The 24561-nt window shown below is 45.9% G+C and carries 20 protein-coding genes; 11 read left to right on the forward strand and 9 right to left on the reverse strand.

What is annotated here, in order from left to right:
- Positions 1-235: 235 nt before the first annotated feature.
- Positions 236-523 (reverse strand): RNA recognition motif domain-containing protein, encoded by a 288-nt coding sequence (locus QUA13_RS16225; RefSeq protein WP_172191775.1) that lies wholly within the window; start codon positions 521-523, stop codon positions 236-238.
- 635 nt (positions 524-1158) lie between these two features.
- The gene (locus QUA13_RS16230; protein ID WP_333200052.1) at positions 1159-2736 is read right to left on the reverse strand and encodes a methyl-accepting chemotaxis protein; all 1578 of its coding nucleotides are present in this window, start codon (positions 2734-2736) and stop codon (positions 1159-1161) included.
- Positions 2737-3435: 699 nt separating this feature from the next.
- Here QUA13_RS16230 and QUA13_RS16235 point away from each other — a divergent pair.
- Both QUA13_RS16235 and QUA13_RS16240 read left to right on the forward strand, forming a co-directional pair.
- Positions 3436-3567, forward strand: coding sequence for a hypothetical protein (locus QUA13_RS16235; protein WP_333200054.1), 132 nt, complete (start codon positions 3436-3438; stop codon positions 3565-3567).
- 317 nt (positions 3568-3884) lie between these two features.
- A complete protein-coding gene (locus QUA13_RS16240) occupies positions 3885-4091 on the forward strand; it encodes a zinc ribbon domain-containing protein (RefSeq protein ID WP_333200056.1) in 207 nt (68 codons plus the stop codon).
- A gap of 144 nt (positions 4092-4235) precedes the next feature.
- On the opposite strand, the gene QUA13_RS16245 is transcribed toward QUA13_RS16240, so the two are convergent.
- Positions 4236-4454 carry a hypothetical protein gene (locus QUA13_RS16245; RefSeq protein WP_333200058.1) on the reverse strand — a complete coding sequence of 73 codons (219 nt, stop codon included), beginning with the start codon at positions 4452-4454 and terminating at the stop codon, positions 4236-4238.
- A gap of 161 nt (positions 4455-4615) precedes the next feature.
- Here QUA13_RS16245 and egtC point away from each other — a divergent pair, with 161 nt between their 5' ends.
- The 3 genes from egtC to egtD all read left to right on the forward strand — a co-directional run bounded on the left by egtC (position 4616) and on the right by egtD (position 8095).
- Positions 4616-5404 carry an ergothioneine biosynthesis protein EgtC gene (gene egtC, locus QUA13_RS16250; RefSeq protein WP_172191771.1) on the forward strand — a complete coding sequence of 263 codons (789 nt, stop codon included), beginning with the start codon at positions 4616-4618 and terminating at the stop codon, positions 5402-5404.
- Positions 5376-6668, forward strand: coding sequence for an ergothioneine biosynthesis protein EgtB (locus QUA13_RS16255; protein ID WP_333200061.1), 1293 nt, complete (start codon positions 5376-5378; stop codon positions 6666-6668). Before egtC ends, QUA13_RS16255 begins: the two co-directional genes overlap by 29 nt.
- A gap of 380 nt (positions 6669-7048) precedes the next feature.
- Positions 7049-8095 (forward strand): L-histidine N(alpha)-methyltransferase, encoded by a 1047-nt coding sequence (gene egtD / locus QUA13_RS16260; RefSeq protein ID WP_333200063.1) that lies wholly within the window; start codon positions 7049-7051, stop codon positions 8093-8095.
- Between the two features lie 192 nt (positions 8096-8287).
- On the opposite strand, the gene QUA13_RS16265 is transcribed toward egtD, so the two are convergent.
- From QUA13_RS16265 to QUA13_RS16275, 3 genes are all read right to left on the reverse strand, one after another.
- A complete protein-coding gene (locus QUA13_RS16265) occupies positions 8288-8899 on the reverse strand; it encodes a hypothetical protein (protein WP_333190600.1) in 612 nt (203 codons plus the stop codon).
- A 414-nt stretch (positions 8900-9313) separates the two neighbouring features.
- Positions 9314-9628, reverse strand: a complete 315-nt coding sequence (locus QUA13_RS16270) for an RNA recognition motif domain-containing protein (protein WP_172191763.1) — start codon at positions 9626-9628, stop codon at positions 9314-9316.
- Between the two features lie 754 nt (positions 9629-10382).
- On the reverse strand, positions 10383-12065 hold the full coding sequence (locus QUA13_RS16275) for a tetratricopeptide repeat protein (RefSeq protein ID WP_172192487.1): 1683 nt from the start codon (positions 12063-12065) through the stop codon (positions 10383-10385).
- Positions 12066-12577: 512 nt separating this feature from the next.
- Between QUA13_RS16275 and QUA13_RS16280 the strand changes: the two genes are divergently transcribed.
- The 4 genes from QUA13_RS16280 (at position 12578) to QUA13_RS16295 (ending at position 17768) form a co-directional block, all read left to right on the forward strand.
- Positions 12578-14305 carry a pseudouridine synthase gene (locus QUA13_RS16280; RefSeq protein WP_333200066.1) on the forward strand — a complete coding sequence of 576 codons (1728 nt, stop codon included), beginning with the start codon at positions 12578-12580 and terminating at the stop codon, positions 14303-14305.
- 84 nt (positions 14306-14389) lie between these two features.
- Positions 14390-14953 (forward strand): Uma2 family endonuclease, encoded by a 564-nt coding sequence (locus QUA13_RS16285; RefSeq protein ID WP_333200068.1) that lies wholly within the window; start codon positions 14390-14392, stop codon positions 14951-14953.
- 429 nt (positions 14954-15382) lie between these two features.
- Positions 15383-16501 (forward strand): alkene reductase, encoded by a 1119-nt coding sequence (locus QUA13_RS16290; RefSeq protein ID WP_333200070.1) that lies wholly within the window; start codon positions 15383-15385, stop codon positions 16499-16501.
- A gap of 259 nt (positions 16502-16760) precedes the next feature.
- Entirely contained in the window at positions 16761-17768 is a 1008-nt protein-coding gene (locus tag QUA13_RS16295; protein WP_333200072.1) for a protochlorophyllide reductase, read from the forward strand.
- Positions 17769-18460: 692 nt separating this feature from the next.
- Here the strand turns inward: QUA13_RS16295 and asnB are convergent.
- Positions 18461-20317 (reverse strand): asparagine synthase (glutamine-hydrolyzing), encoded by a 1857-nt coding sequence (asnB, locus tag QUA13_RS16300; protein WP_333200074.1) that lies wholly within the window; start codon positions 20315-20317, stop codon positions 18461-18463.
- Between the two features lie 248 nt (positions 20318-20565).
- Between asnB and QUA13_RS16305 the strand changes: the two genes are divergently transcribed.
- Positions 20566-20730: a hypothetical protein gene (locus QUA13_RS16305; RefSeq protein ID WP_333200076.1), complete on the forward strand. Its 165-nt coding sequence runs from the start codon at positions 20566-20568 to the stop codon at positions 20728-20730.
- A gap of 530 nt (positions 20731-21260) precedes the next feature.
- On the opposite strand, the gene QUA13_RS16310 is transcribed toward QUA13_RS16305, so the two are convergent.
- On the reverse strand, positions 21261-21680 hold the full coding sequence (locus tag QUA13_RS16310; RefSeq protein ID WP_333200078.1) for an arginase family protein: 420 nt from the start codon (positions 21678-21680) through the stop codon (positions 21261-21263).
- Positions 21681-21778: 98 nt separating this feature from the next.
- On the opposite strand from QUA13_RS16310, the gene QUA13_RS16315 reads away from it, so the two are divergent.
- The gene (locus tag QUA13_RS16315) at positions 21779-23923 is read left to right on the forward strand and encodes a ShlB/FhaC/HecB family hemolysin secretion/activation protein (protein ID WP_333200080.1); all 2145 of its coding nucleotides are present in this window, start codon (positions 21779-21781) and stop codon (positions 23921-23923) included.
- Positions 23924-23997: 74 nt separating this feature from the next.
- On the opposite strand, the gene QUA13_RS16320 is transcribed toward QUA13_RS16315, so the two are convergent.
- The gene (locus QUA13_RS16320; RefSeq protein WP_333200082.1) at positions 23998-24549 is read right to left on the reverse strand and encodes a hypothetical protein; all 552 of its coding nucleotides are present in this window, start codon (positions 24547-24549) and stop codon (positions 23998-24000) included.
- Positions 24550-24561 lie beyond the last annotated feature (12 nt).

The following is a 24561-nucleotide window of genomic DNA, read 5'->3' on the forward strand; positions in this document are numbered from 1 at the left end:
ATCCAAACTACCGAAAACTCCTAGAATACGGCTCTCTCAGAGCCTGACTCTCCCAAAATATGTCCGAACTGTTGTCAAAAAGAATGAATCAAGTGCAGCCCATAAAGAATCGATGTTTTTGGGCAGCGGATTTGACATGGCATCCCCAAAATCAACTGCAGGTAGCAATTCGGCGCTACTTGCGCACTTGCGCATCAGGTGGGTTCCGAGAGGATGTCAACCGCTGCATTGCGGACTAATATCCGTCGTTTCTCTTGATACCTGCGCCTCGATTTCCCTCTTCTTTGGGTTTAGCTTTATTCACTCGCAAGGGGCGCCCCATCCACTCTGCACCGTCTAATGCGGCAATTGCAGCGTCTTCTTGGGCATCCTCCATCATCTCAACAAATGCAAAACCGCGCATCCGACCGGTTTCCCTGTCGGTAGGCAAAACAACTCGCTTGACAGTACCGTACTCTGCAAATACTGCTTTCAGGTCTTCTTCGGTGGCGCGGTAAGACAGATTTCCAATATAGATAGTCATGTCGATCGAACTGAACTTGTTGTGCTATACATAATAACCGGTTAATTTAACTCTTAAGTGCTATCTAGCATACGACTCGGCGATCGAATCTGACTAAAAGGGTTTGCCACATTCACAAACCCTTTGTATAGGCTGCAATAGTTAGCTCGATTAAAAACAAGCTCTCACTCACCGTTCGAGTGAGTGATGAGATGAATTTTGAGGCGGTGAGGAATCCCACCTCGGAACAATATTTGATTTTAATCTGATGAGTGATTTGTGGGCGACGAATCGCCAAGTATCTTCAGAAACAAAGCGACTAACAAGGTATAATATATGAGGTTAGTCCCCGCCACGATCGTTGCTCTAGCGGTTCTCAACTTTCGCGAGGTACTTGCCAGTTAATTACCAATTCCCCACTTCTTCAATTCTTTAATCTAAAATCTAAATTTGTACCTAACTCACTTGAGAATTGCTATACACATTTATACAGCCCTTTGAGGAAACCTACTTGACATCTTCCCAGCCCTTCCATAGACGGCAGATGTCACCTTCAATCCTTTGGGAAAATAGAGAATTGGAAATTGGAAATGGGGAATTGGGAAAATTTTCTCCCCATCTCCTTAATCCCCAGTTGAGGATATTACTTTTCTCAATTAAACTACAGATTTGAGATTTAAAGCCGCTTTGTTAAGTGTTTGAGTGCCAACTCGACTTTGGGTAATACCGCTGGCTGTTTCCGCTGCTCCTTTATTCAGAACATTCATCGCATCTACCACTTGCTCAATAGCGATCGCCTGCTGTTTGGTATTCAAATAAATTTGCTGACTGCTGACAACAACACTGTTAATTGCATTAGCAACATTGTTAAAAGTCTCCGCCGTACCTTCAGTCAACTTCAGGCTCTTATCTAAAGTTTTATTACCCTCATCTGTTACACTCACTGTCTTATTAATGGCATTCTGAATATCGTTTACCAAATCATTAATCTGAGCCGCCGATTTCTTGCTTTGATCTGCGAGTCTGCGAATTTCCCTCGCCACCACCCCAAACCCCTTTCCTTGTTCTCCGGCGCGCACTGCTTCCACTGTAGCGTTAATTGCCAGCATATTAGTTTGATTAGCCAAATCGCTCACTAAATTAGTAATATTAGCAATCTGATTGGTTTGCTGGCTCAAATGTAAAACTTGCTCCGCTATCCCTCCGACTTTTTCCGTCAAAGTCAACATTCCCTGCTGCGTTTTCTGCACTACTTTACTGCCTTCTGCTGCCATGTTTAAGACATGACTGGCATTCTCAAGGGCTGATTCGGCTTGCATAGCTGATTGCCTTGATGATGCGCCCAATTCATCCATTGTGCTAGTTGTTTGATTAACAGAAGCAGCTTGTTGTACAGCAATACGTTCCTGTTGCTCTATGCTAGCAGCGATCTCGGTGGAAGAACTGACAATCATATTAATAATACCTTTCAGGGCCTTATCTAAAGGTTTGGCGATCGCTATACTTAAAGCTATTCCTAAAATAATCGCCGTTAGCGGTCCAACTGTCATTCCCAAGAATACAGCTACTTGAGTCTTACTGATATCAGTTTCTGCACTTTTATAAGCGTCATCTGCTTGTTTCTTGTTAGACTCAACAACTGCTAATGTTGATTTTTCAGATTCGATAAATTTAACGCGAGTTACCTTAGCTTGCTGACTAAGTTTAGCCAAAATGTTAGTAGCTGTGTTTGCTATTGCGATTTCGGGCGAATTACTTTTACCCTGCTTAATTAGTTTTAGCTGCAAAGCCACAGGATTGAAAATTCCAACTTTTTCAAATTCTTGATTAATTCGCAGGAGTTCTCGATCTTCTTGCTTCCAATCCTCCCAATACTTAAGCATTTGTTGATATAGTGCATCTTCCTCTGAGACGCGTGGAGTGGCTTCGTATGCTTTAAACCCATCTTGAATCTGCTGCCAAGCCTTGTCCATTCTGTTTAAGGCATCTTGCCTTTCTGCTTGACTGAGTGCCGGATTAATTAGCGCTCTCTCTGATGCCTCAATTTGGGTTTGTCCCTGGTTAATTTTCAATAATCCTTCAATACTCGGTAAGTTATTTTTACCTATAGTATCTATGTGTTGACTGAGATTAGATGTTGAGTTCCATCCTACCCAGGCAACTAAAAATACTAAAAGTCCCATAATCAGAAATGCACCGATCAGTCTGGTTTGTAAATTCATTTTTTTCAACATAATATTTTTACTTCTTTCTACTACAGCGATCCTCGCTAGAGTCACGAACACATATTGTATAGTATAGTCTTTCTCATTTAGATGAATTGCTCGTCAAAAAGGAGACGCACTCCCATTAATTTTCAAGCGCGCTATAAAAAGGGCGGGGTGCAGTTTCCTTTTTGACAATTTCTGTAGACACCCAACTAGCCAATGAGCTATACTTAAGTCAAGGAGTTGAGTGTAAAAATGTTGGTATTGGGAGCAAAACTGGAAGGAACGAAAGAGCAGTACAAAAAGCTGAATGAAGCTATTGGCACTGGTCGTTGTGTTCGGAACAGTTGCCTGAGATACTGGATGGACAACAAAGGCATTGGTAAATACAAGTGAAGTGCATATTGCGCTGTACTGGCAAGCCAACTTGAGTTTGCTAAAAACCTCTATTATATGGTAAGTCAAGCTAGCGCTGAAAGAGCATGGTCTGCCATTTCTCACTTTTATGAAAGCTGCAAGAAGAACCAACTAGGGAAAAACGGGTATCCTAGGTTCAAAAAATAACAAGTACATGGTTCTTTTGAGTCCGAAATCAGTGGATTCAAGCTTTCCGAAGAGCGGTAATATATCACTTTCTGTGACGGTTTTCAAGGGAAAACCTTCAAAATGTGGGGAACCAGCGATTGGCATTTCTATTAATTGAAGCAGATTAAGCGTGTCCGCGTTGTGCGTCGTGCAGACGCATACTACGCTCAATTTTGTCTTGAGCAAGAACGCTTGGAGAAACGTGAACCAACTGCCCATAATGTCGGTATTGATGTGGGATTGAATCACTTCTACACCGATACCGACGGGTAAATAGTAGCAAATTAGCCTCATCTTCGTAAATCTGAAAAGTCTTTGAGGCGACTTCAACGTCGTATGTCTAAGACCAAAAAATGTTCCCGAAATAGAGCTAACTTTAGAAACAAGCTGGCTCGAAAACACCTCAAGGTAAGTCGCCGTTTCGTTAAGAATTTGCTGTTAAAACGGCAAGGTGCGTAGGAATTTCCCACGACATAGTTGCTTATGAGGACTTGAAGGTGTGAAATATGGTGAAAAATCGACATCTTTCTCAATCCATTGCTGACGCATTGTGGACTCAGTTCCGTAGTTGAGTTGAGTATTTTGGGAAAGTGTTCGGCTTTGTAACAGTTCCTGTACCACCCCACGACACTTCACAAAATTGCTCGAATTTTGGGGAGGTCGTCAAAAAGTCTTTAAGCAGCAGAACACCTACTTGCTACCATTGTGGGCACACTCAAGACAGAGATTGGAACGCTGCACGAAACTTTTTAGAAAAAGCATTAAGTCCGGTGGGTCACATCGGAATTAACGCTTAGGCGTGAGACTGACCAATACTTGGGTGAGGAAACTTTTTTCAGCAAGTCAACCCGTAGAAACAGGAAGCCCAAAGAGCGCTCTTTGGAATCCCCCGCTATATTCGATATCCCGAATTAGCGGTGGGAGGTTGTCAATGCTTTTCCTTAGTCGATCGAGATTGACTGAGGCCCCGTGCTTTTACCGTTGGTGGCTTCGGCTGGGGGAGTAGTGTAGGAAGTTGAACCGGCTTGCTCGTCGATCCAACTTTTAACGGGCTCTTCGTAAAGGTTGAGTCGAAGCAGGCCAGAAAAAAATCCGCCAGTGAAGGCGATCGGCTGTTCGATCAATTCTTTCGCCATTGGGATGAGTTCGTCGAGGAACATTCAAGAGTCTCCTTGTGCTGCTGGGGTTCTACCTTAACTTTACCGTTTGTACTGCGATGCTGGCAGCGGGCTACAAAAAACCTTCCAGCGCTGAAGATGCGAGCTCGGGCAATTTTTCGGCTAATGACTTACAATGCTAATCAAATTGCTACAAAAATTTTATGTGCCGTTTGCTTGGCTACCTCGGGGAGCCGATTTTACTCGATACTATTCTGTACAAGCCGGAACATTCCCTAATTGTGCAGAGTTACCAGCCCCGCGAAATGACTTCTGGCGTACTCAATGCTGACGGTTTTGGTCTTGGTTGGTATCACCCGCACCTAGATAGTGACCCGTTTACCTATAAAAATGTACAGCCAATTTGGAGCGACATTAACCTTCCGAGTATCAGTCGATACGTTGAATCCGGATGCGCGATCGGATACGTTCGCAGTGCAACTTCAGGACAAGCTCTAGATTTGAGCAACTGTCAGCCGTTTCAGAACGATCGCCTGCTGTTCGTACACAACGGCTTCGTGAAGAATTTTCGGCAAACTCTTTACAGACCAATTCGCGATCGGCTCAGCGATACGCTTTATCAATCAATTAACGGCACTACAGATTCAGAGCATATCTTCGGCTTGTTTGTCAATGAATTGACAGCCGCAAATCTAACTCTAGAAGCTGCTTTGCAAAACACGCTGAAAACTTTGGCAGAGCTAGCAAACTTTCACCAAGTAGAATTTTCAGCTAATATAATTATCAGCGACGGACACCAGCTCGTTGCCTCTCGCTTTGCTTCCCAAAAAGCCCCTCCTTCCCTCTATTGGGTGCGAGACGATTTAAATTTCCCGGATTCCGTCATCATTGCTTCTGAACCTTTATTTGCTGGCAATTGGCACGAGTGTCCAGTCCAGAGCATTATCAGTACCGGAGTAGATCGTGATATCCAAATCTATCCAATCTTGTAGAGAGGCAATTTATCACGATTTGCAGCAGTGTCGCCGCGGCACTTTCAAGCTATTTGCAGACATCGACTACGATATTTTTTGCCGCCAAGCTCATCCTGAGTTCAGTCCGGTTGGCTGGCACTTAGGTCACATTGCTTATACTGAGGATTTGTGGCTGTTGCAGCGATGTGCTGGGTTGAAGCCAGTCTTTCCTGAGTATCACCAACTGTTTGCTGCGGATATTTTGCCGAAAAAACAACGGGTTTTTCTGCCGACATTACCTGAAGTTGAATTATATCTGGACGCGGTAAGAAAAAAGGTGTTAGATTATTTGGAAGTAGCGCCTATCGACGAGCAAGAACGTCTCTGGCGGTTTATTATTCAGCACGAAAGCCAGCACTGCGAAACTGTTGCTTTCGTGTTGCAAATGCAAAGGAAGATAAAAGAAGGAAGATGGAAGAAGGAAGATGGAAGAGGCAATGAGGAAGGAAGATTAATTACCAATTACCAATTACCAATTACCGATTACCAATTACCAATTACCGATTCTCCGGTGATTGAAATTCCGGGCGGGGAATTTTACATGGGAAGCGATGCTGCTGAGGCTTTGGATAACGAGCGATCGCGCCACCTGTGTTATTTAGAAGCATACTCGATCGATCGCTATCCCGTCACTTGCCGTCAATACCGAGATTTCATGGAATCCGGCGGCTATCAAAACCCTGACTGGTGGTCAGCGGACGGCTGGAAATGGCTGCAAGTCGAAGCCGTCTCTCGACCGCTTTACTGGTCAGAAAATCCAGCTTTCAACAACCATCCTGTCTGCGGCGTCAGTTGGTACGAAGCCGAAGCTTACTGCAACTTCACCGGCAAGCGTTTGCCATCGGAAGCCGAATGGGAAAAAGCTGCGAGTTGGGATGCCACAAATCAAAAATATCGCATCTATCCTTGGGGAGAAGAACCGCCAAATGGCAGCCTGTGCAATCACGGCAATAATATTGCAAATACTTCGCCAGTTGATGCGTTTCCCAAAGGAGCAAGTGCGGCCGGCTGCTGCGATATGTTGGGCAATGTTTGGGAGTGGACTGCTTCAACCTTTGACGCCTATCCGGGATTTGAAAGTTATCCTTACAGGGGATATTCTCAAGTTTATTTTGATGGAGAACACCGGGTTTTAAAAGGCGGGAGTTGGGCGACTTTTCCGCAGGCACTGCGATCGAGTTTTCGGAATTGGTATTATCCGGGCGTGCGGCAAATTATTGCGGGTTTTCGCTGCGCTAAGTAGTTCGCTATGTAATTATAACTGCTATCAAATTTATTCAGATTTAGGACTTAATTACTCGGAGTTTTCAGAGGACTAAAGTCCTCAAAAATTGCCTGATAACGCTTATTTTACGGATATCATATCAATGGCCAGAAAGGGAATTTGCAACGAAATTTGGTTGCGAAATGCCCAAGTTTTTCCGATTTAACAAGCTCAAGGAAAACAAGTTTGGTTAATTATTCAATAATTCTTGTGGATAAATTTTAAGTTTTAATTCTGGATGCGATCGCCATCGGGTGAGACAATACATAACGTAGATCGGCATGAAAAATCTGACTTGAGCGCGATATTTGGCAACGCGACTGCGTGCTATACCCAGATGTGCATCTAAAAATTACTTTATGAAATCCCCAAGACTGTCCGACACGGCAAACTCAGCCTCAACCAAAGAAAACCGACTACACTTAGAGCGATTGGTGAGCGCTGCGGCACCGACACCCGCAGAAATCAATGCTGGCAGCGATGCAGTTAGCGGGTTGACTCAAAACCCCAAATCCCTGCCTCCAAAGTATTTCTACGACGATCGCGGATCAAACCTGTTTGAGTTGATTTGCCAGTTGCCGGAATACTACCTGACACGCACTGAGACGGCAATTTTGCAGGGGTGCGCGGGGGCGATCGCAAATTTAACGGGCCCCTGCGAAATCGTGGAACTCGGCAGCGGCAGTTCCACCAAAACTCGGATTCTCCTCGATGCTTACAGTCAACTGGAATATCCCCTGCACTATTTGCCGATCGACATCAGTCCTAGCATCCTAGAAAGCAGCGCTTGTCAACTGTTGGCAGATTATCCGTCGCTCCAAATTCACGGACTTGTCAGCACTTACGAATTAGCCTTAGCTAAAATGGCACCGTCGCCGTTGCCAACCCGAATGATTTGCTTTCTAGGCAGTACCCTCGGCAATCTCAACGCTCAAGAATGCGATGTATTCTTCTCGCAAATTGTCGGTGCATTGCAGCCGGGAGAGTATTTTTTGCTGGGAATTGACTTAGACAAATCTAAGGATATTTTAGAGCCTGCCTACGATGACAGCCAAGGAGTGACGGCGGCATTTAACTTGAATATGCTGCGGCATTTAAATCGGAGGTATGAGGGAAATTTTGATTTAGCGCAGTTCGAGCATTGGGCTTTTTACAATCAAGAGGAATGTCAAATTGAAATGCACTTAAAAAGTAAAAAAGCGCAAACAGTGCAGTTGCGCGCTCTGAATTTAACGGTTGAATTTGCAGCGGGAGAAACTATCCGCAGCGAAATATCGCGCAAGTTTAATCTCAATACTGTAAAGGAAGAACTTTCGCAGCGCGGTTTAATGCCGGTGCAAGTTTGGACTGATCCAAATCAGTGGTTTGGCTTGATGCTTTGTCAGATGTCAGATGGTAATAAATGAGTTCTTCAGATATTACCCACACTCAGGACACGGCAGTGCGGTGTCCCTACAAATCGGGCGATGGCGGGCGAACCCCGCAAGCTAGGAGGTTTTGGGGTAGGGACAGGGCACTGCCGTGTCCTCTATTTCTGTGTTGTCGATGGTTCTGAATTCAGCCTATCCTATTAGCAATTACCAATTCCCCATTACCAATTAACAAATCGGCCGCTGCCCGGGTTTTACGGCGTGAATGTACTCGCTGCCCGAGGTGGGCCATCCCCGCTTGTAATAAGCTTCCTCCGGCTTCCCCCAGCCCAACTGCAACAAAATTTCCAGAAAATCCAACTTTTCCCAGTTCGAGAGACTGGCCCATTCTGTGCGCTGGGCTAGAGCCTCTACATCAATCGGCTCGATCGATCGAAAATCCTTCCCGCTGTTAATGCTTAAATACAAATCCATCCCCGCAGTTACCTGCTGCCAGAATTCCAACATAGAAATCTTAGCTGCCTTCAGCGTTATCAAATCAACCGGTAGAGCTATTAATTCGTCATCCACTGCCGGATAGCGTAGAGTATTGCCTTTAACCGCCATTTCCCGCCAGACAATCCCAGAAACTTGATGTTCCCGCTGGTATTCGTGCACGGCAGCCTTAAAATTTTGATAGGCAGTGAACTTCTGAACGCCCTCAGATGTGAGAAAGCGGTCAATCACGGGGTTGCCTGTAGCAGGGGTTTGAGTCAAGTTGAGGCGCCGCCCATGCAAGCAGGCTTGGCGCTCTTCTTCGAGGATTTTAATGAGTTCCGCCGTGCTGTAGAGCTTGGACATCTTTATTCAGGCAAAATCAAGATATTGGCTGATATTCGGCTGGTGTTCTCAACTAATCTTCGGTAAAGATAGTTTGGTTGTTGGGGACAATATTCAGTTTTGCCGTTATTCTAACTTTTCTTTGTGCTTAATTCTAGTTTGATAATTTACAGGAGTCGATCGCAGAAATCCCAACAGCCTCTTAAAAAAAGAAGTTAAGAGGATACCGAATCACGAACTAGACTAAAAACTCCACCGCAGACGTACCTCGCGCGATTTGATTTTTTGCCAAAAACAAAGCCCCCTCCTTCGAGGGGGCAAAACTGACTTAGAGGTTTGCGAGTTTTATTTGGCGAGTCGAGAGAACAACCCCAAAAAAAAGCAGCATTCGCAACTGCCGTCAACTACCAAAACTCAAATTTTCAGTCTCAAAGCTTAGTAGCGTCCGCGTGAAGAGCGATCGTTGTCGCCCCAGCCACCGCCGCCGGAGGGGCGTTTGTTGTTGTTCTCGCGAGGTTTGGCTTTGTTGACTTTCAAGTCGCGGCCCATCCATTCAGCACCGTCTAAAGCTGCGATGGCTGCTGCTTCTTCAGCTTCGCTTGCCATTTCCACAAAAGCAAAACCCCGCATCTTGCCTGTTTCCCGGTCCATTGGCACTTGGACGCGGCTTACAGTACCGTATTCGGCAAATACTTCGCTGAGGTCGTCTGATGTTACCTCATATGAAAGATTACCCACGTAAATCGACATAAAATCTCCAGAATCATTAGGGTGCAGAGATTTAGATTCGGAGAGACGCTTGTAAATAAACACCAACAAACTACGCAACCGAATTTAATTCTTGGAAAACCACTATAACATGAAGCCAGCAGAATCAGCAATTGGCTGTCAGAATTTTCAATTAGGGGTGCCGTCGGGCAATTGGCAACAGAAAGTATTCGTGATTATTGAGCTCTGACACTCTTGGTATCATCAGCTTGGTTTCTTGCTGCAGGATCGAGCACAGAGCAAAGATTTTTTGTCGCTGTTAGCCGGTTGATTCGGTATTATTAAGAACAGTGCGCGATATCAGTTATAACTGACATCACACATTTTTCTGGAACAGGCAGGTATCCTGCCTGTTCCACCAGATATCAATATTTTTAGTGGCAGATTCATCTTCTGATTAGTTAATGTTTAGCGATAATTCATATTATTTCCTATCGAAAAACCTTATTACAAATATCAGGGTTATTTTATCGGACACGATATTATTACTTCGTCGATCGAATTTCATCGGATATAGCAATACTATTTAATTTGTCAATTAGATTTTTTTATGCACCGCAGAGGGCGCAGAGAAGGCAGAGGAAGAGAAAAGAGGGAAAGTTTTATGAGTGTTCGCTGTCAGATAACAGCACAGCTTATATCTCAGAGCGAGTGTCCCGCTAGCGAACAAGATATATCTCGCTTCGTACTCTGACAGCGAACACTACGAAAGAAAGCTATCATTGGAATGCTGCCATTACCACTTTCCTGACATCGCGCCCTTCAGTCTCAATTCTTCTCGATTGACTAGAGCTTCGTAGTAATCTGGTTTGATTTCCAGGGCGACTCCATAAGAGGTAATGGCATCTTGAGTCCGCTGCAATTTTTGCAAAACGTCGCCGCGCTGCGCCCAAGCTTCCCAGTTGTCGGGCTTGAGTTGAATCACTTGGTCAAAAGCGACGAGTGCTTCGGAATAGCGCTGCATTTTCTCCAGGATTAAACCTCGCTGCACCCAGCCTTGATAGCTGTCGGGCCAGATAGTAATTGCTCGATCGTATGATGCTAGAGCTTGTTCGTACTGCTGCAAATTTGAGAAAGCGTTGCCGCGTTTCAACCACGCTTCAAAGTTGTCTGGCACAATTTTAATTACGCGGTTGTAAGCTGCGACGGCTTCTTCGTAACGCTGCAATTTTTCCAGCGCCGCGCCTTGCTGCAAACCTACTTTTGATGTAATTTCTGCTTCCGAACTCAGAGAGATTACTTTATCAAAACAGGCGATCGCTTCTTCGTATTGCTGCAATTTTTCCAGTGCTTCGCCTCGCAAATTCCAAGCTTCTAGAAAATTACCTTCAATTTGTAGGGCATTGCTGTAAGCGATAATAGCCTCTTTGTAGCGTTCCAATCCTGCCAGGGCGATGCCTCTACCCAGCCAAGCTTCGGGGAAATTCGGATTAATTTGAATGGCTTTGTCAAAAGCAGCGATCGCACCTTCAAAATCTCTCGATTCTGACAGTGTTTGACCGCGCCCGATCCATGCTTCGGCATAAAAAGGATTAATTTTAATTGCCCGATCGAAACAAGCAATTGCTGCATCGGGCCACTGGTATTGGAGGGCCATTCCTTTATAGAACCAAGCTTCGCAGTCGTTGGGCTGCATTTGCAGTACGCGATCGTAAGCTGTCACCGCTTCTGCATATTTGTGCAATTTTGCTGAAGCAATACCCCGATTGAACCAAGCCAGACTATTTTGCGGTTTCAGTTGAATGGCGCGATCGTAAGAAGTTACAGCTTCAGCGTAGCGTTCCGCCTTCATCAAAGCCAAACCTCGGTTCAGCCAAGCTTCCCCATTAGTCGAGACGAGTTTCAGGGCGCGCTCGTAAGCCGCCACGGCATCAGGGTAGCGCTCCGCTTGCAGCAAGGCGTTGCCTTGCCGGCACCACATCGCGGGCAAATTCGGATGAATTTGGGTCGCTCTTTTGTAACAGCTTGCTGCTGCATCCCACTGCTGCAATTCTTCTAATACTCTGCCCCGCTGATACCAAGCTTCGTGCTTTTCTGGATTGATTTGAATTGCTTTGTCTAAAGCTACGATCGCTTCTGAGTGATTCTGCAAACTTAACAGTGCACTCCCGCGCAGCATCCAAGCCCAATATTCTTCGGGATTAATTGCAATAGCTCGATCGGCGCAGACTACGGTTTCTGCGTAGGAGTGCAGTTGCTTGTAAGCTTTGCCCAAATTTAGCCACGCCCGGGCCCCGTCCGGGTTAATTTGAACCGCTTTTGCGTAGCAAATGATTGCCGCTTCGTACCTTCCCGATGCGTACAATCTATTGCCCCGATCGTAATCTGGAAATGCTGCAAAAGCTCTAAAAATCGGCGGCAGCAGTGCTGGTTGGGGGTTTGAGGAGTTTTCTGTAGCCGAAGTCGAGAGGTCTGGCATACGCCTTGCACATAAAAAATTTAGTGGGATAACAAGCTGGCGGTCTTATATATTAACTTATGCTTTTCTTAACTCGCTGCTGTTTTGAGACAAATTTAGCATATCAGGTTTGGTGCGACCAATAATGTTTACTTAATTGTAGTAGGTATAAAATTATGCACCGTTCCCGCTTTCGGTACACCCTGTAAAATACGCTCAGTCGATTTTCGATTTTCGATTTTCGATTGACCGAAAGCATCCAGGATACAAGCCCCCGGATTCATCCGTCCAGAAATAAAAAACCTGTATCCCATAAAGGAGCCTCCGAATTTATCCGTGGGGTCAATGCTTCAATCGAAAATCTAAAATCTAAAATCTAAAATCGATTGACTCCACAGATGAATCTGGGAGCTTGAACCAGAGTCTAAAATTTTGATCTCTCCACGACGAGTGTCGGAAACTTGTATCCGTTTTTGGGCGGGGTCAAGACACAAACAGATATGTCCTAATTCAGGTTTAAAACCAAATTTAAGATGTTAGAGTTGCACGCGCTTTTAGATTTCACGGGCTGTGATTGGGAGTCGATCGACTCATACCCCAATTATTGGTACGAAGGCCGTTGTCCTCAAAGCGGCGAGCTGGTGAGACTGCCGCGCACTCGAATGTCCGAGGCTCTCGGCCGGGGTTTAATGCAGTACCTTGCTGCTGACGATTCCTACGCTCGCGAGGGGAAGATGTACGGCATATTGCTGGTGGAGATGCCTTCGGGGGAGCAGGGGATACTCAAAGCATTTTCCGGGCTGCTGAACGGTTGCAGCATTGTTGAAGGCTGGGTGCCACCGATTCCGGGACGAGATCGAGTTGCTTTCGAGGAAGCCCGCACGTTAACTCAATTGGAGGCGATGAAACAGGAACTGATTGCACTGAATCAACTCCCGCAGCGACAAGAGTATGAAGCCTTATTTCGGGAGTTTGAATTGCAATTGCAAGTTTTGAGCGATCGGCAGCGCAATTGCAAGCAGCAGCGAGACGAAAAACGCCAGTTACTGTGTCAAACCCTCGCAGCAGAAACACTAGAAATTGCCCTGGAACAACTGAATCAAGAAAGCCGCTTGGAGGGAATTGAACGCAGACAATTGAAACGGCAGCGAGATGAAACTTTGCAGCCGCTAAAACAATTAATTGAAGCTGCGGATCGGCGGATGCGGGCGCTGAAACAGCGGCGAAAAGAACTTTCCCGCGAACTTCAGACGCAAATGCACGCGGCTTACACTTTGGTGAATTTTTTGGGTAAATCGCGATCGATCTCCTCATTGATGCCAACTAATTCTATTCCCACTGGCACCGGCGACTGCTGCGCGCCAAAATTGCTCCACTGCGCGGCAGCAAACAATCTGAAACCGCTGGCAATGGCTGAGTTTTGGTGGGGGCCGCCATCGGGGGATAAGATACAGGGAGAATTTTATGGCGCTTGTGGCGATCGGTGTCAGCCGTTGATGGGTTTTTTGCTGTCAGGATTGGCTCAAAATCGGACTGTTTCTAATATAAATGAGGGTTTGACGGGCGGGCGAGAAGCCCACCCCACAAGCAATAATATTTCTTGTGGAACGGGCATCTTGCCCGTTACGCAAATGCTACCGATTCTTTATGAAGACCAATGGTTAATTGCAGTCAATAAACCCTCTGGGTTGCTGTCAGTTCCAGGTCGTTATTTAGAAAATCAAGATAGTGTTTTTAGTCGTTTGCGTAACTTGTTGCCTGATAGTTTTGATTTGACGGCGGTGCATCGTTTAGATTGGGAAACATCGGGTATTTTGCTATTGTCGCGGAACAAAGAAACTAGCAGTAAACTCAGGCAGCAATTTGAAACAAAGCAGGTTCACAAAGTTTATGAAGCGGTGCTTTCAGGTAGTGTAAAAATTGATGCGGGGACGATCGATCTCCCACTTTGGGGCGATCCAGAAAATCGCCCTTACCAGCAAGTCAATTGGGAGTGCGGAAAGCCCAGCGTTACTCGCTTTCAGGTAATGGCGAAACAGGGAAATTGCGATCGCGTCGAGTTTGTGCCGCTGACGGGACGCACGCATCAATTGAGGGTTCATGCAGCGGATGTTAGAGGGTTGGGGATACCGATTTTGGGCGATCGACTTTACGGATGTCGGGCTGCTGCGAATCGGCTACACTTGCACGCGCGGGAACTTTCCTTTGAGCATCCGCAGTTGGGAGAAACGCTATACCTAAAGGCAGAAACACCATTTTAAGCTGAGGGCGATCGGGAAACGATCGATATCTGTAGAATAATCAGTATAGGAATCTCAACTCGCTTCTCTTCAGGAAACCTTAAAATGGTACAGACTCCCACTAAAACCCTTACCCTAGGAGAGTTTCTGAATCTGCCGGAGACGGACCCCGCCAGCGAATACATGAATGGAAAGATCGTGCAAAAACCAATGCCACAAGGAGAACATAGTGCACTTCAGACTGAATTGTCCCCCGCAATTAACTCGGTTGTGAGGTCAAAAAAGATTGCACGAGCTTTCTCAGAACTCCGCTGCACTTTTGGTGAACGATCGATTATACCCGATATTTCCGTATTCTTATGGAGCAGGATTCCTCGCAAGCAAAATGGTGAAGTGGCTAATGTTTTCTCAATTGCCCCAGATTGGACGATCGAAATTCTTTCGCCTGACCAAAGCCAAACTAAGGTAACAAAAAATATTCTGCATTGCTTGAAGCACGGAACGCAGATGGGTTGGCTGATTGACCCATCTGAGCAATGTGTATTTGTTTACTTAGTCGATCGACCAACAGCGTTTTATGACGAACCGGATGTACTGTTACCAGTGCCAGAATTTGCAACAGAATTCAATCTTACAGTTGAAGGTTTATTTAGTTGGCTGCTTGATTAATTACAAATAAAATTGACTTTTATGATGCGATTTTTCTGCATAAAAAGTGCAGAACGAGATTTATTTTGACTATTCATCATCCTGAGATTTTTTAAGTTTAGTTAACAAGCCTAATAACTTTTTATCACGAGCGGCTGCGAACCGGCTACACTTGCACGCGCGGGAACTTTCCTTCGATCGCCCGCAGTTGCGAGAAAAGCTGCACTTACAGGCGGCGACGACACCATTTTGAACTCAGGGCGATCGGGCAACGATCTATAATTTATCCTAAATATGTGATGGTGTTAGCATTCCGGGTGATGGATTCAAGTTATATTAAGCTTATCCCCCGACTATCCGTGCGGAGGATATCACCTTAATTATGTTAACAGGTAACAGTTAACCGCTAAGTGATTTCCCTCATTTTTAAGTTGATAAAACCTCAAGATTATGACTGCTCAAACAACTTCTCCACTGCTGCTCAGTTCCTTCAAACTCGGAGATTTACCATTAAAAAACCGGGTAGTCATGGCACCCCTGACGCGCTCCCGAGCCGGTGAAGCGCGGATGCCCAACGCCTTGATGGCAGAGTATTACACTCAGCGAGCCTCTGCTGGTTTAATCATTACAGAAGCCACAGTGATTTCTACTCAAGCTATTGGTTGGCTCAATACGCCCGGTATTTATTCAGACGAGCAAGGCGAAGCTTGGAAACAAGTTGTGACTGCGGTTCATGCCCGCGAAACGCCGATTTTCATGCAGCTTTGGCACTGCGGGCGGGCTTCCCACAGCAATTTTCATGAAAACAATCAATTACCAGTTGCAGCGTCTGCCATCAAAATAAACGGAGAAGGCATTCATACCCCTCTAGGCAAACAGCCCTACGAAACTCCCCGCGCTCTAGAAACGGCTGAAATCTCGATCGTTGTAGAAGATTATCGCAAGGCGGCTGAACGGGCAAAAATAGCAGGTTTTGACGGTGTAGAAATTCACGCGGCTAACGGCTATCTCATTGACACGTTCCTGCAAACCAGAACCAATCACCGCACTGATTCTTATGGTGGCGCAGTCGAAAATCGCTACCGTTTTCTTAAAGAAATTGTCGAGGCGATTATCACAGTATTTCCCGCAAACAGAGTGGGAGTTAGACTTTCTCCCAACGGTGTTTACAATGATATGGGTTCTCCAGAATATCGGGAAGATTTTCTGTATTTCGCAGGGCAGTTAAATGCCTACGATTTAGCTTACCTTCACTTGGTGGACGGTCTGGCTTTTGGCTTTCACGAATTGGGAACGCCGATGATGATAAGTGAGTTTCGCGATGTGTTTGCAGGGCCGCTCGTCGGCAACTGCGGATATACTCAAGAACAGGCTGAAACAGCCGTGAGCAGCAAAGTTGCGGATTTAATTGCTTTTGGTCGGGATTTTATCAGCAATCCGGATTTGGTAGAGCGTTTTACTAATGGTTGGCCGCTCAATCCGCCGGCTGAAGTGGGCGTCTGGTATTCTTTTGGGCCTGAAGGTTATATCGATTTCCCTAGGTATCAGGAACCGGCAGCTATTTCTTAGTTGAGTTGGTTGATTGGGGCGGGTTTATCAATACCGAGTATGTGAATCATAGATAATAGTGAACCCGCCCCAACAGGATTTATGGTTAATTCACAAAAGTAGGAGTGGGAGTTGGAGCGATATTTAATTTTCATCGCCGGTTGAGATCGAGAACATTTCCCCATATCCTAATAACCATAGGGTACTTCAAAAAATTAGAGCTGCTAGCTCAGCTTTTGAGTGCCTGAAAATAATCAATAGCGGAAGCGCTTTTAACAAGATGGCACAAAATCATAAATCAACGGTTATCATCACCGGCGCTTCCTCCGGCGTCGGTTTGTACGGCGCGAAAGCTCTCGCAGACAAGGGATGGCACGTAGTCATGGCCTGTCGGGACGTGCGGAAAGCCGGAGACGCCGCCCAAGAGTTGGGCATACCTGAAGGCAGTTTCTCCATCATGCAGATTGACTTGGGCGATTTGAACAGCGTGCGCCAGTTTGCTCGGGCATTTAAGGCAAGCGGCAGGCCTCTGGACGCTTTGGTGTGCAACGCCGCAATTTATATGCCTTTGATTAAGGAACCGCTGCGGAGCCCGGAGGGTTACGAGTTGACGATGACTACCAATCACCTGGGTCATTTCCTGCTGTGCAACCTGATGATGGAAAATATGAAGCCTTCCTACTATAACGATGCGAGAATCGTGATTTTGGGAACTGTGACTCACAATCCAGACGAGTTGGGCGGGAAGATTCCGCCGCGCCCGGATTTGGGCAAGTTTGAAGGTTTTGAAGCGGGTTTCAAAGACCCGATTTCGATGGTTGACGGCAAGAAGTTTGAACCGGTCAAGGCTTACAAAGATAGCAAAGTTTGCAACGTGCTGACGATGCGGGAATTGCACCGCCGCTTTCACGAATCCACGGGGATTACTTTCACTTCGCTGTATCCGGGATGCGTGGCGGATACGCCGCTGTTCCGCAATCACTATCCCCTATTTCAGAAGCTGTTCCCGCTGTTTCAGAAGAATATCACGGGGGGTTACGTGTCGCAGGAGTTGGCGGGGGAAAGGTTGGCGATGGTGGTTGCCGAGCCAGAATACAAGCAATCTGGGGCTTATTGGAGTTGGGGGAACCGCCAGAAAAAAGATGGCAAGTCTTTTGTGCAGAAGGTTTCTCCCCAGGCCCGCGATGATGAAAAAGGCGAGCGGATGTGGGAGTTGAGTGCTAAGTTGGTGGGATTGACTGACGGGGCTCAAATGGGTGCTGCGGCTGGTGCGGGCCGCTCTGCATAATTCATAGTTAGAAACCCCTGATATAAGACTAGGCTGTTGAAACCGCGTCTGGGCAAAGGAGGTGGGTAGACGCGGACTCAAGAATAAAGGGGGTATTAAATTCGGATTGGGTATGATGCACCAAAATCAAAGAAACCGGGTTTTTTAGTGGCTCTGCGGGCTGTAACTCAAATCTTGCACTATTCTTAAGAACAGGCAAGATGCCTGTGAAGCGAGAAAATTTATCTCTGGTGGAACAGGCATCTTGCCTGTTCATAAAAAGATTATTGAGAATGGTGCAATATCTCAGTTGTAGCGCGTCTTTTCGGACACAACCCGGTTTCTGATTTACCCTGGCGTGCAGGGCTATTCTGGTTGCTGCATTAGCATGAAAGCGTAGGTTTTGCAACAAAAAAAACTTGGTTTTTTTTACCGTTTACGATCGACTTACACGATATTTTTTCGGATAAAAACCCGGTTGGTGCGTAAGAGTTGGGAAAGGAACAAGGGTCGATCGACCCCCTCTCGTGGATTTGTGGTGGAAACGGTAGTGTGAGCGTCTCGCTCACGCAGGCTTTCCGGCCCGCGCCACAGGAAGTTTTATTTTTAATACGACCTAAAACTCAGGAGAGCCGACTTATGCAATGCTTCTATAAATTATCTGTTTTTATAGAGGCAATTAGACGTTCTCAATAATTTCCGAACACTCATCTTTAAAAATCATGCAGAGTTTTGAGAGGTGAGCGTCCATACAAGTAATCCATAGGAGTAGGGGGTTTCCCAGTTTTGCAAAGATCTTTAAACACTGTCATTGCCATCGCATTTAAGAGCTTATCTAAAGCTTGAATACCATTCATACTACTGCCATTCGCTTGATTAAACCAGCCTAGTATTTGATCATCTGAGAACAGACTCCTAGAATTGGCTAGATACTTCTCGCGAAACTGGGGAAATATCCTTTGCACAATTCTATAGTGCATTCGAGTCCACTGCGGGGGTGAGGTGCCGAAAGATTTTTTGCGATAGACAAAATCGTGGGGTAACCATTGCCCAGCCATTTCTCGAACAATCGTTTTATTCCAAAACAGCGCTGCATGATGTTGAGGAGGAACAGCCGCTAAATATTCCACTAAACGATGATCTAAAAAGGGGACACGAGCTTCTATACTTTGACTCATGGAGTTGCGATCTTCATGCCAAAGATTAAAGTCTTGTAGGTAATAAACTTCCCGTAACATATGTTTTTGAAACGGAGTACAACCAGGAGGATAAGATTTAAGGGTTCTATCGAACAGGTACGACCCATCCTTAAGACTCGTTAGTTGTTTGGCTTGACTTATCTGTTGCTCCTCTTCGGTCAATTGTTGGATATAATTGTGCCAGTCGCTAGTAGAGTTATCTTCAGGGTTGGAGTACCCGCCAGCAAATTCATCAGACCCCTGTCCCAAAAGCATTACTTTGAGGTCAGGGAATAGGGTTTTGGCATAGCGATGGAGTTCCTGCTTAAAAAGCGACTCTAAATAAAATTTCGGCGCATCCATTATCCAAATAAAATATTCAAAAGTGTCTAAGGAAAAATGGATTTGATCTAAGAGCTTTTCCGAATCAAAATATACCGGATGAAAAGGTAGATTGAGTCTTTCGCACAACTGACGCGCTTCTTGGATATCTCCATTTTCTTTCGTGTAATCGGCTAGGATGCTGAAGCAATGTAACTGGTCGTGAAACTGATTGGCAACAGCGACTATTGCCCCAGAGTCTAGTCCTCCACTCAAAAATGCCCCTACAGGTACATCACTCATCAGGCGTTTCTTCACGCTATCAACAAAAAGATCGCGATACTCTCTGATATAGTCTTGAGGCTGGCGCGAGTCTAATGTTGACTCCGTGACCAAATAATTTTCTAAATTCCAGTAGCACTGAGGAGTCAGGTTGGTTGTGTTGGCATCATAAAGCAAATAATGACCGCCAGGTAACCTGTGAATTTGTCTCACATAGGATGTGGTGACGCTTAAATTCGTTAAATCTTGGAACTGAGGATGTCTTGGAGCATTGGGATGGGCTAAGAGGGACGTTAAAGTAGAGCCAAAAATGAGTTGAGAGCCAATTTGTGCGTAGTATAACGGTTTAATTCCCAGGCGATCGCGTGCTAAAAATAACTGTTGTCGTCGGGCATCCCATAAAGCAATCGCAAACATCCCATTCAAGAGATGGAGTGCATCCGGTCCCACTTCTTCATATAAATGTAAAACTATTTCGGCATCGGAATGGGTGCGAAATTGATGTTTTCCCCGTAACTTGGAACGTAACTCTAGATGGTTGTAAATTTCTCCATTTACCGCGACAAACATGGTTTTGTCTTCGTTCCAAATCGGTTGTTGGCCTCCAGCTAAATCGACAATAGATAACCGTCTGAAGATCAAGGATAAGGGATCTGAATCAAAGCATTGCTCTTCATCTGGGCCGCGCCGAGATAGTTGTTCCCCCATCTGGCTGAGAATCTCTAAACGATCCGGTTGTTTGTGCTGTTGGTAATTTTGAAAATCAATGAATCCCGCAAATCCACACATTCCTATCGCCTCAGCTTGTTGATTTATTTTTTCACTTATACTTTAAATCAATACTTCGCACAGTTTTTGATTCCAAACGTGAGAATAAGGGTTTCCAGGCGATTGGGCAATCGAGCTACTAACGAAAAATCGAGGGTTTGAGACTACTAACTAAAAACTGTCCGGACTATTGAATTTCTTCAAAATCCAAATAATGGAAAATTATGCTGAATATTTGACTTGAGCTTATGGTATCTTAGAAATAAAAAATGTCTAGTGAAAACAAAGCTCACAATCAAAAAGAACAGAACACAGAGCAAGAAGAACCTGTAAAAACTCAGCCGTCAATGGAGGAACAACAGGAAAGTGAGGAGGAACTGACAAAGCAGGAGTTGGAGAAGATAGCCGGGGGGTTCCGTCGTCCGGGAAGATAATGAGAATCTACGCTGGAAAAAAGAAATTATAGCAATGGCCTAGTAGCTTAGGAGGAGAGCAAACGCTAGAACCTTTATGTCGCAAGCTTTTTACCTGTGCTTTTTGCTTTTTACCTTTGGCTTTTTGCTATAAAACCCCATTTCCGGCTGGCGAGCGATATCTGACGACAAGCCCATGTAGCGTCTACGCACAAGCCAGATTACTTGAAAACCACCACATTTAATTGCATCCTATGTGTCGAGTTATAGCTTATTTAGGATCTCCTGTACTGCTAGACGACTTATTATTCAGGTCGGACAGCTCATTAATGAAACAGACCTACGCCCCACAAATGCTTAAATTCCTGAATCTGGGTGGATTTGGTATGGCCGCCTGGGAGCCAACTTCCCATAATCCTGAGATTCCCTTCATTTATAGGACAACAGCCTGAGTTTGATAAGTCTAAGCGTCATGCAGTTTTAATTTATTCAATGCTGCCATCTGCTTGACAAAAGCGGTTTCTCCTTAACCCGTCAGACATCGTATCGGTCTAGTAGCGCTTTGCGATCGCATCTACCACACTTTCAAAAATGAGCAGAGAGTTTTCCACAATTGTATTGAGGGTATCGAGCAGAGGATTAATTTCGCAGATTTCCCAACAACAAACCCGTGGATCTTTGACCAACGTTTCGTTGAGCAGCCGCGCTTCTCCGAGAAAAATGCCATGAGGGGCAGGAGTCCCTGTTCCCATGCAAATCGAGGAATCCATACTGTCCAAATCAAAAGTGACGTAACTCAGATCCACGCCATCTAATTTTTCCAAACACTGTTTTGCTACGACATCCGCGCCCAAGGTACGAACTTGCTCAGCGGTCATGTTCAGGATGTGGTGTGTTTCAATCAGGTGATATTCTGCTTCTTCCGTATCTCGCACTGCCACATACACCAGATACTCAATATTCAAATGCACACCATTGTTCCTTTTTTTGCTGTTAAGATTGATTTTTACTTGAGGGTGCTCACTTCCTGAAAATATTTTCCCCCAATTATTCGAGATAATTAGATTCTATGGCTTGTCGATCGCAAAAACTATTTTTACTCGCTGGAATTTTTGGGTTAGTTTTGTTGGGAAAACCTGCAAAAACATCCGCTAGCACAGTTGAAATTTTGACCTCAAATGTTGAGGATTTCGCAGCAGTTAGCAGCGGAGGCGACACTAATCTTGACAGTCGCGAAGACTTAGCCACCGCTGACGAGAAGACGCAGTTACCCGCTGAGTCAGAACACTCGGTGGGGGCGGAAACTCCCGACTTACCGCCGTCCGCGGCAAATTCAGTCGATGTGACATCTGACACCATTATCGAGAACAGGCAAGATGACTGTGAAGCGAGGAGTGAGTTTTCTTGTGGGGTGGGCATCCTGCCCGCCCGTAAAAGGCTTATTGACAATGGTGCAACTTCTCGGGCCGATCGCACATTCAGCACAAAAACTCAAGAAACCGAGATTTTAAACCGAGATCACAAGCTAGAAGAAAATATTGGCATAAAAAAAACCGATTTGGGTATCGATCGCGACTCGCAACTAAGCCAACTGCCGAACCCAATTCTGCCCCGAGAACCCGAATTACCAGCTCCTGAGCCGCCGCAACCGCCTGCGCCGTCTCCCCTCCAACCAACGCCGCCAACACCAGTTCCCGGCGATGCTAGACCGGAGATTCCGGGTACAATTCAGGTAGATCGCTTTGAGTTTGAGGGCAACACAGCTTTTAGCGATCGCGAACTCGCAGAAGTTATTAAAGAGTTTGCGGGGCGCGAAATCACCTTTGCGGAACTGATCGCAGCCGAAGCAGCCGTCACTCAAAAATACGTGGCGGCAGGATACATCAATTCCGGCGCTGTAATTCCCGCCAACCAAACCTTTCCCAGATCGGGAGGTGTGGTGACAATTCGGATTGTAGAAGGCGGATTAGATGAAATTGTGATTACTGGGAACAGGCGCTTAAATTCAAATTACGTGCGATCGCGCCTTGAGCGCGCTACCAGACGGCCCCTCAACCGATCTCGGTTGCTGGAAGCCTTGCAACTGCTGCAACTCGACCCCTTAATTGCCAATATTTCCGCCGAACTCCAAGCCGGAAGTCGCCCGGAAAACAGCCGCTTAGAAGTGCGGGTAAAAGAAGCAGACAGCTTTAACGGTGAAGTGTTCGCAGACAACAACCGATCGCCCAGCGTCGGCAGTTTTCGGCGCGGTGTTCGCATCAATCAAGCAAATTTGCTCGGTTTGGGCGACGGATTAGAGATATCTTATGCTAACACCGACGGCAGCAACGAATTCAACGGCAGCTACACAGTTCCCGTCAACGCGCGCAACGGCACGATTGGGTTCGCTGCAGGTGCTGCTAGCACCAACATCATTGAGGAACCCTTCGATGCTGCACAAATCGAGGGGAAATCGCGCACCTACGAATTAACTTACCGTCAACCGATTGTCGAAAAGCCCGATCGCACTTTGGCTTTGGGACTGAGTTTTTCGCGGCAAGAAAGCGATACATTCCTGTCGGGGGAACGATTTGCGCTTTCGGCGGGAGCAAATGAGCGCGGCGAAACGCGGGTTTCGGCTGTGCGGTTTTTTCAAGAATACGTGCAGCGGAGTTCCAGCCAAGTGTTCGCGGCGCGATCGCAGTTTTCCCTCGGTACCGATTTTTTGGGCGCTACTGCGAACGATAGCGGACCCGACAGCCGCTTTCTGGCGTGGCGCGGACAAGCGCAGTACGTGCGGCTGCTAGCACCAGAAACCTTGCTGATAGTGCGTTCAGACATTCAATTAGCCGATCGCCCCCTGCTTTCCCTCGAACAAATCGGGATCGGCGGCGTTCAAAGCGTGCGCGGATACCGCCAAGATTTGCTGTTAACTGATAGCGGTGCGATCGCGTCTGCAGAACTGCGAATACCGGTTTGGCGTGTCCCGGAAGTCCAAGGATTGTTGCAAGTCGCTCCGTTTATCGATTTTGGGTTAGGGTGGAACCATTCGGAGGAGAAGGCGAATCCCGACTCGGACAAACTGCTGGGTGCGGGTTTGGGGCTGGTTTGGCAGATGGGCGATCGGTTGAATGTGCGTTTAGACTACGGTATTCCTTTGATAAATGCTCGATCGGGCGATCGAACTTTGCAGGAAAAAGGCATCTACTTTCGGATTAATTATTTTCCGTTTTAATATTGTAGGTTGGGTTACAAAATTGATAAGTAATACTAATTATTTATGAAGCTGCACATAATGGGAACCCTTATTTATTTCATTGCAGTTTCCCACCAAATCAGCAAAGGATGATTTCGAGGAGGTTGATATCTCGCTTTAACTCGAATTGCACTCAATGTGGCTTTTAATGTTACTGAGTCAATATTTGATTTTTCCGACCAATGTTCAATTACTTCCAGTGTTGATACAATTTGGATGTGAGGAGCCTCTTTTCTTAGAAAGGCGATCGCTCTCTTATCATCAGTTGCAACTGCCCATTCGCGGTGAAAGGCGATCGCAAATGTTGCAGATTCTCCTTCATCCCTCATTTGAGCAGTATAGTTGATGAAAGTTTCTGCCTCTGCTTCCGATTCAAAATCTACGATCGATATTAAACCTTCTTGAACCGCCTGGTCAAAATAAATTGCACCTTCAGTCTCCTCATTCTCAATCCGCTGAAGCGTATTTAATTCTTGCGATCTAACAACTTCAGTAACTACAATTTGAGCGGGAATAGCTTGCAATATTTCTAGAAATTTTCCGGAAGCATAGAAATTTAGAATACAGCAGGCATCTAGGACAATATGGGATTGTTTAATATTCATCGTTAATTACCC

It is taken from the genome of Microcoleus sp. S28C3 (assembly GCF_036700785.1).
Classification (GTDB): Bacteria; Cyanobacteriota; Cyanobacteriia; order Cyanobacteriales; family Microcoleaceae; genus Microcoleus; species Microcoleus asticus.

Bases quoted from the DNA above. Each gene is read 5' to 3' on its own strand.
- QUA13_RS16225 (WP_172191775.1), bottom strand. From the start codon at position 523: ATGACTATCTATATTGGAAATCTGTCTTACCGCGCCACCGAAGAAGAC.
- QUA13_RS16230 (WP_333200052.1), bottom strand. From the start codon at position 2,736: ATGTTGAAAAAAATGAATTTACAAACCAGACTGATCGGTGCATTTCTG.
- QUA13_RS16245 (WP_333200058.1), bottom strand. From the start codon at position 4,454: ATGTTCCTCGACGAACTCATCCCAATGGCGAAAGAATTGATCGAACAG.
- egtC (WP_172191771.1), top strand. From the start codon at position 4,616: ATGTGCCGTTTGCTTGGCTACCTCGGGGAGCCGATTTTACTCGATACT.
- egtD (WP_333200063.1), top strand. From the start codon at position 7,049: ATGAAATCCCCAAGACTGTCCGACACGGCAAACTCAGCCTCAACCAAA.
- QUA13_RS16265 (WP_333190600.1), bottom strand. From the start codon at position 8,899: ATGTCCAAGCTCTACAGCACGGCGGAACTCATTAAAATCCTCGAAGAA.
- QUA13_RS16270 (WP_172191763.1), bottom strand. From the start codon at position 9,628: ATGTCGATTTACGTGGGTAATCTTTCATATGAGGTAACATCAGACGAC.
- QUA13_RS16275 (WP_172192487.1), bottom strand. From the start codon at position 12,065: ATGCCAGACCTCTCGACTTCGGCTACAGAAAACTCCTCAAACCCCCAA.
- QUA13_RS16280 (WP_333200066.1), top strand. From the start codon at position 12,578: ATGTTAGAGTTGCACGCGCTTTTAGATTTCACGGGCTGTGATTGGGAG.
- QUA13_RS16285 (WP_333200068.1), top strand. From the start codon at position 14,390: ATGGTACAGACTCCCACTAAAACCCTTACCCTAGGAGAGTTTCTGAAT.
- QUA13_RS16290 (WP_333200070.1), top strand. From the start codon at position 15,383: ATGACTGCTCAAACAACTTCTCCACTGCTGCTCAGTTCCTTCAAACTC.
- QUA13_RS16295 (WP_333200072.1), top strand. From the start codon at position 16,761: ATGGCACAAAATCATAAATCAACGGTTATCATCACCGGCGCTTCCTCC.
- asnB (WP_333200074.1), bottom strand. From the start codon at position 20,317: ATGTGTGGATTTGCGGGATTCATTGATTTTCAAAATTACCAACAGCAC.
- QUA13_RS16305 (WP_333200076.1), top strand. From the start codon at position 20,566: ATGTCTAGTGAAAACAAAGCTCACAATCAAAAAGAACAGAACACAGAG.
- QUA13_RS16315 (WP_333200080.1), top strand. From the start codon at position 21,779: ATGGCTTGTCGATCGCAAAAACTATTTTTACTCGCTGGAATTTTTGGG.
- QUA13_RS16320 (WP_333200082.1), bottom strand. From the start codon at position 24,549: ATGAATATTAAACAATCCCATATTGTCCTAGATGCCTGCTGTATTCTA.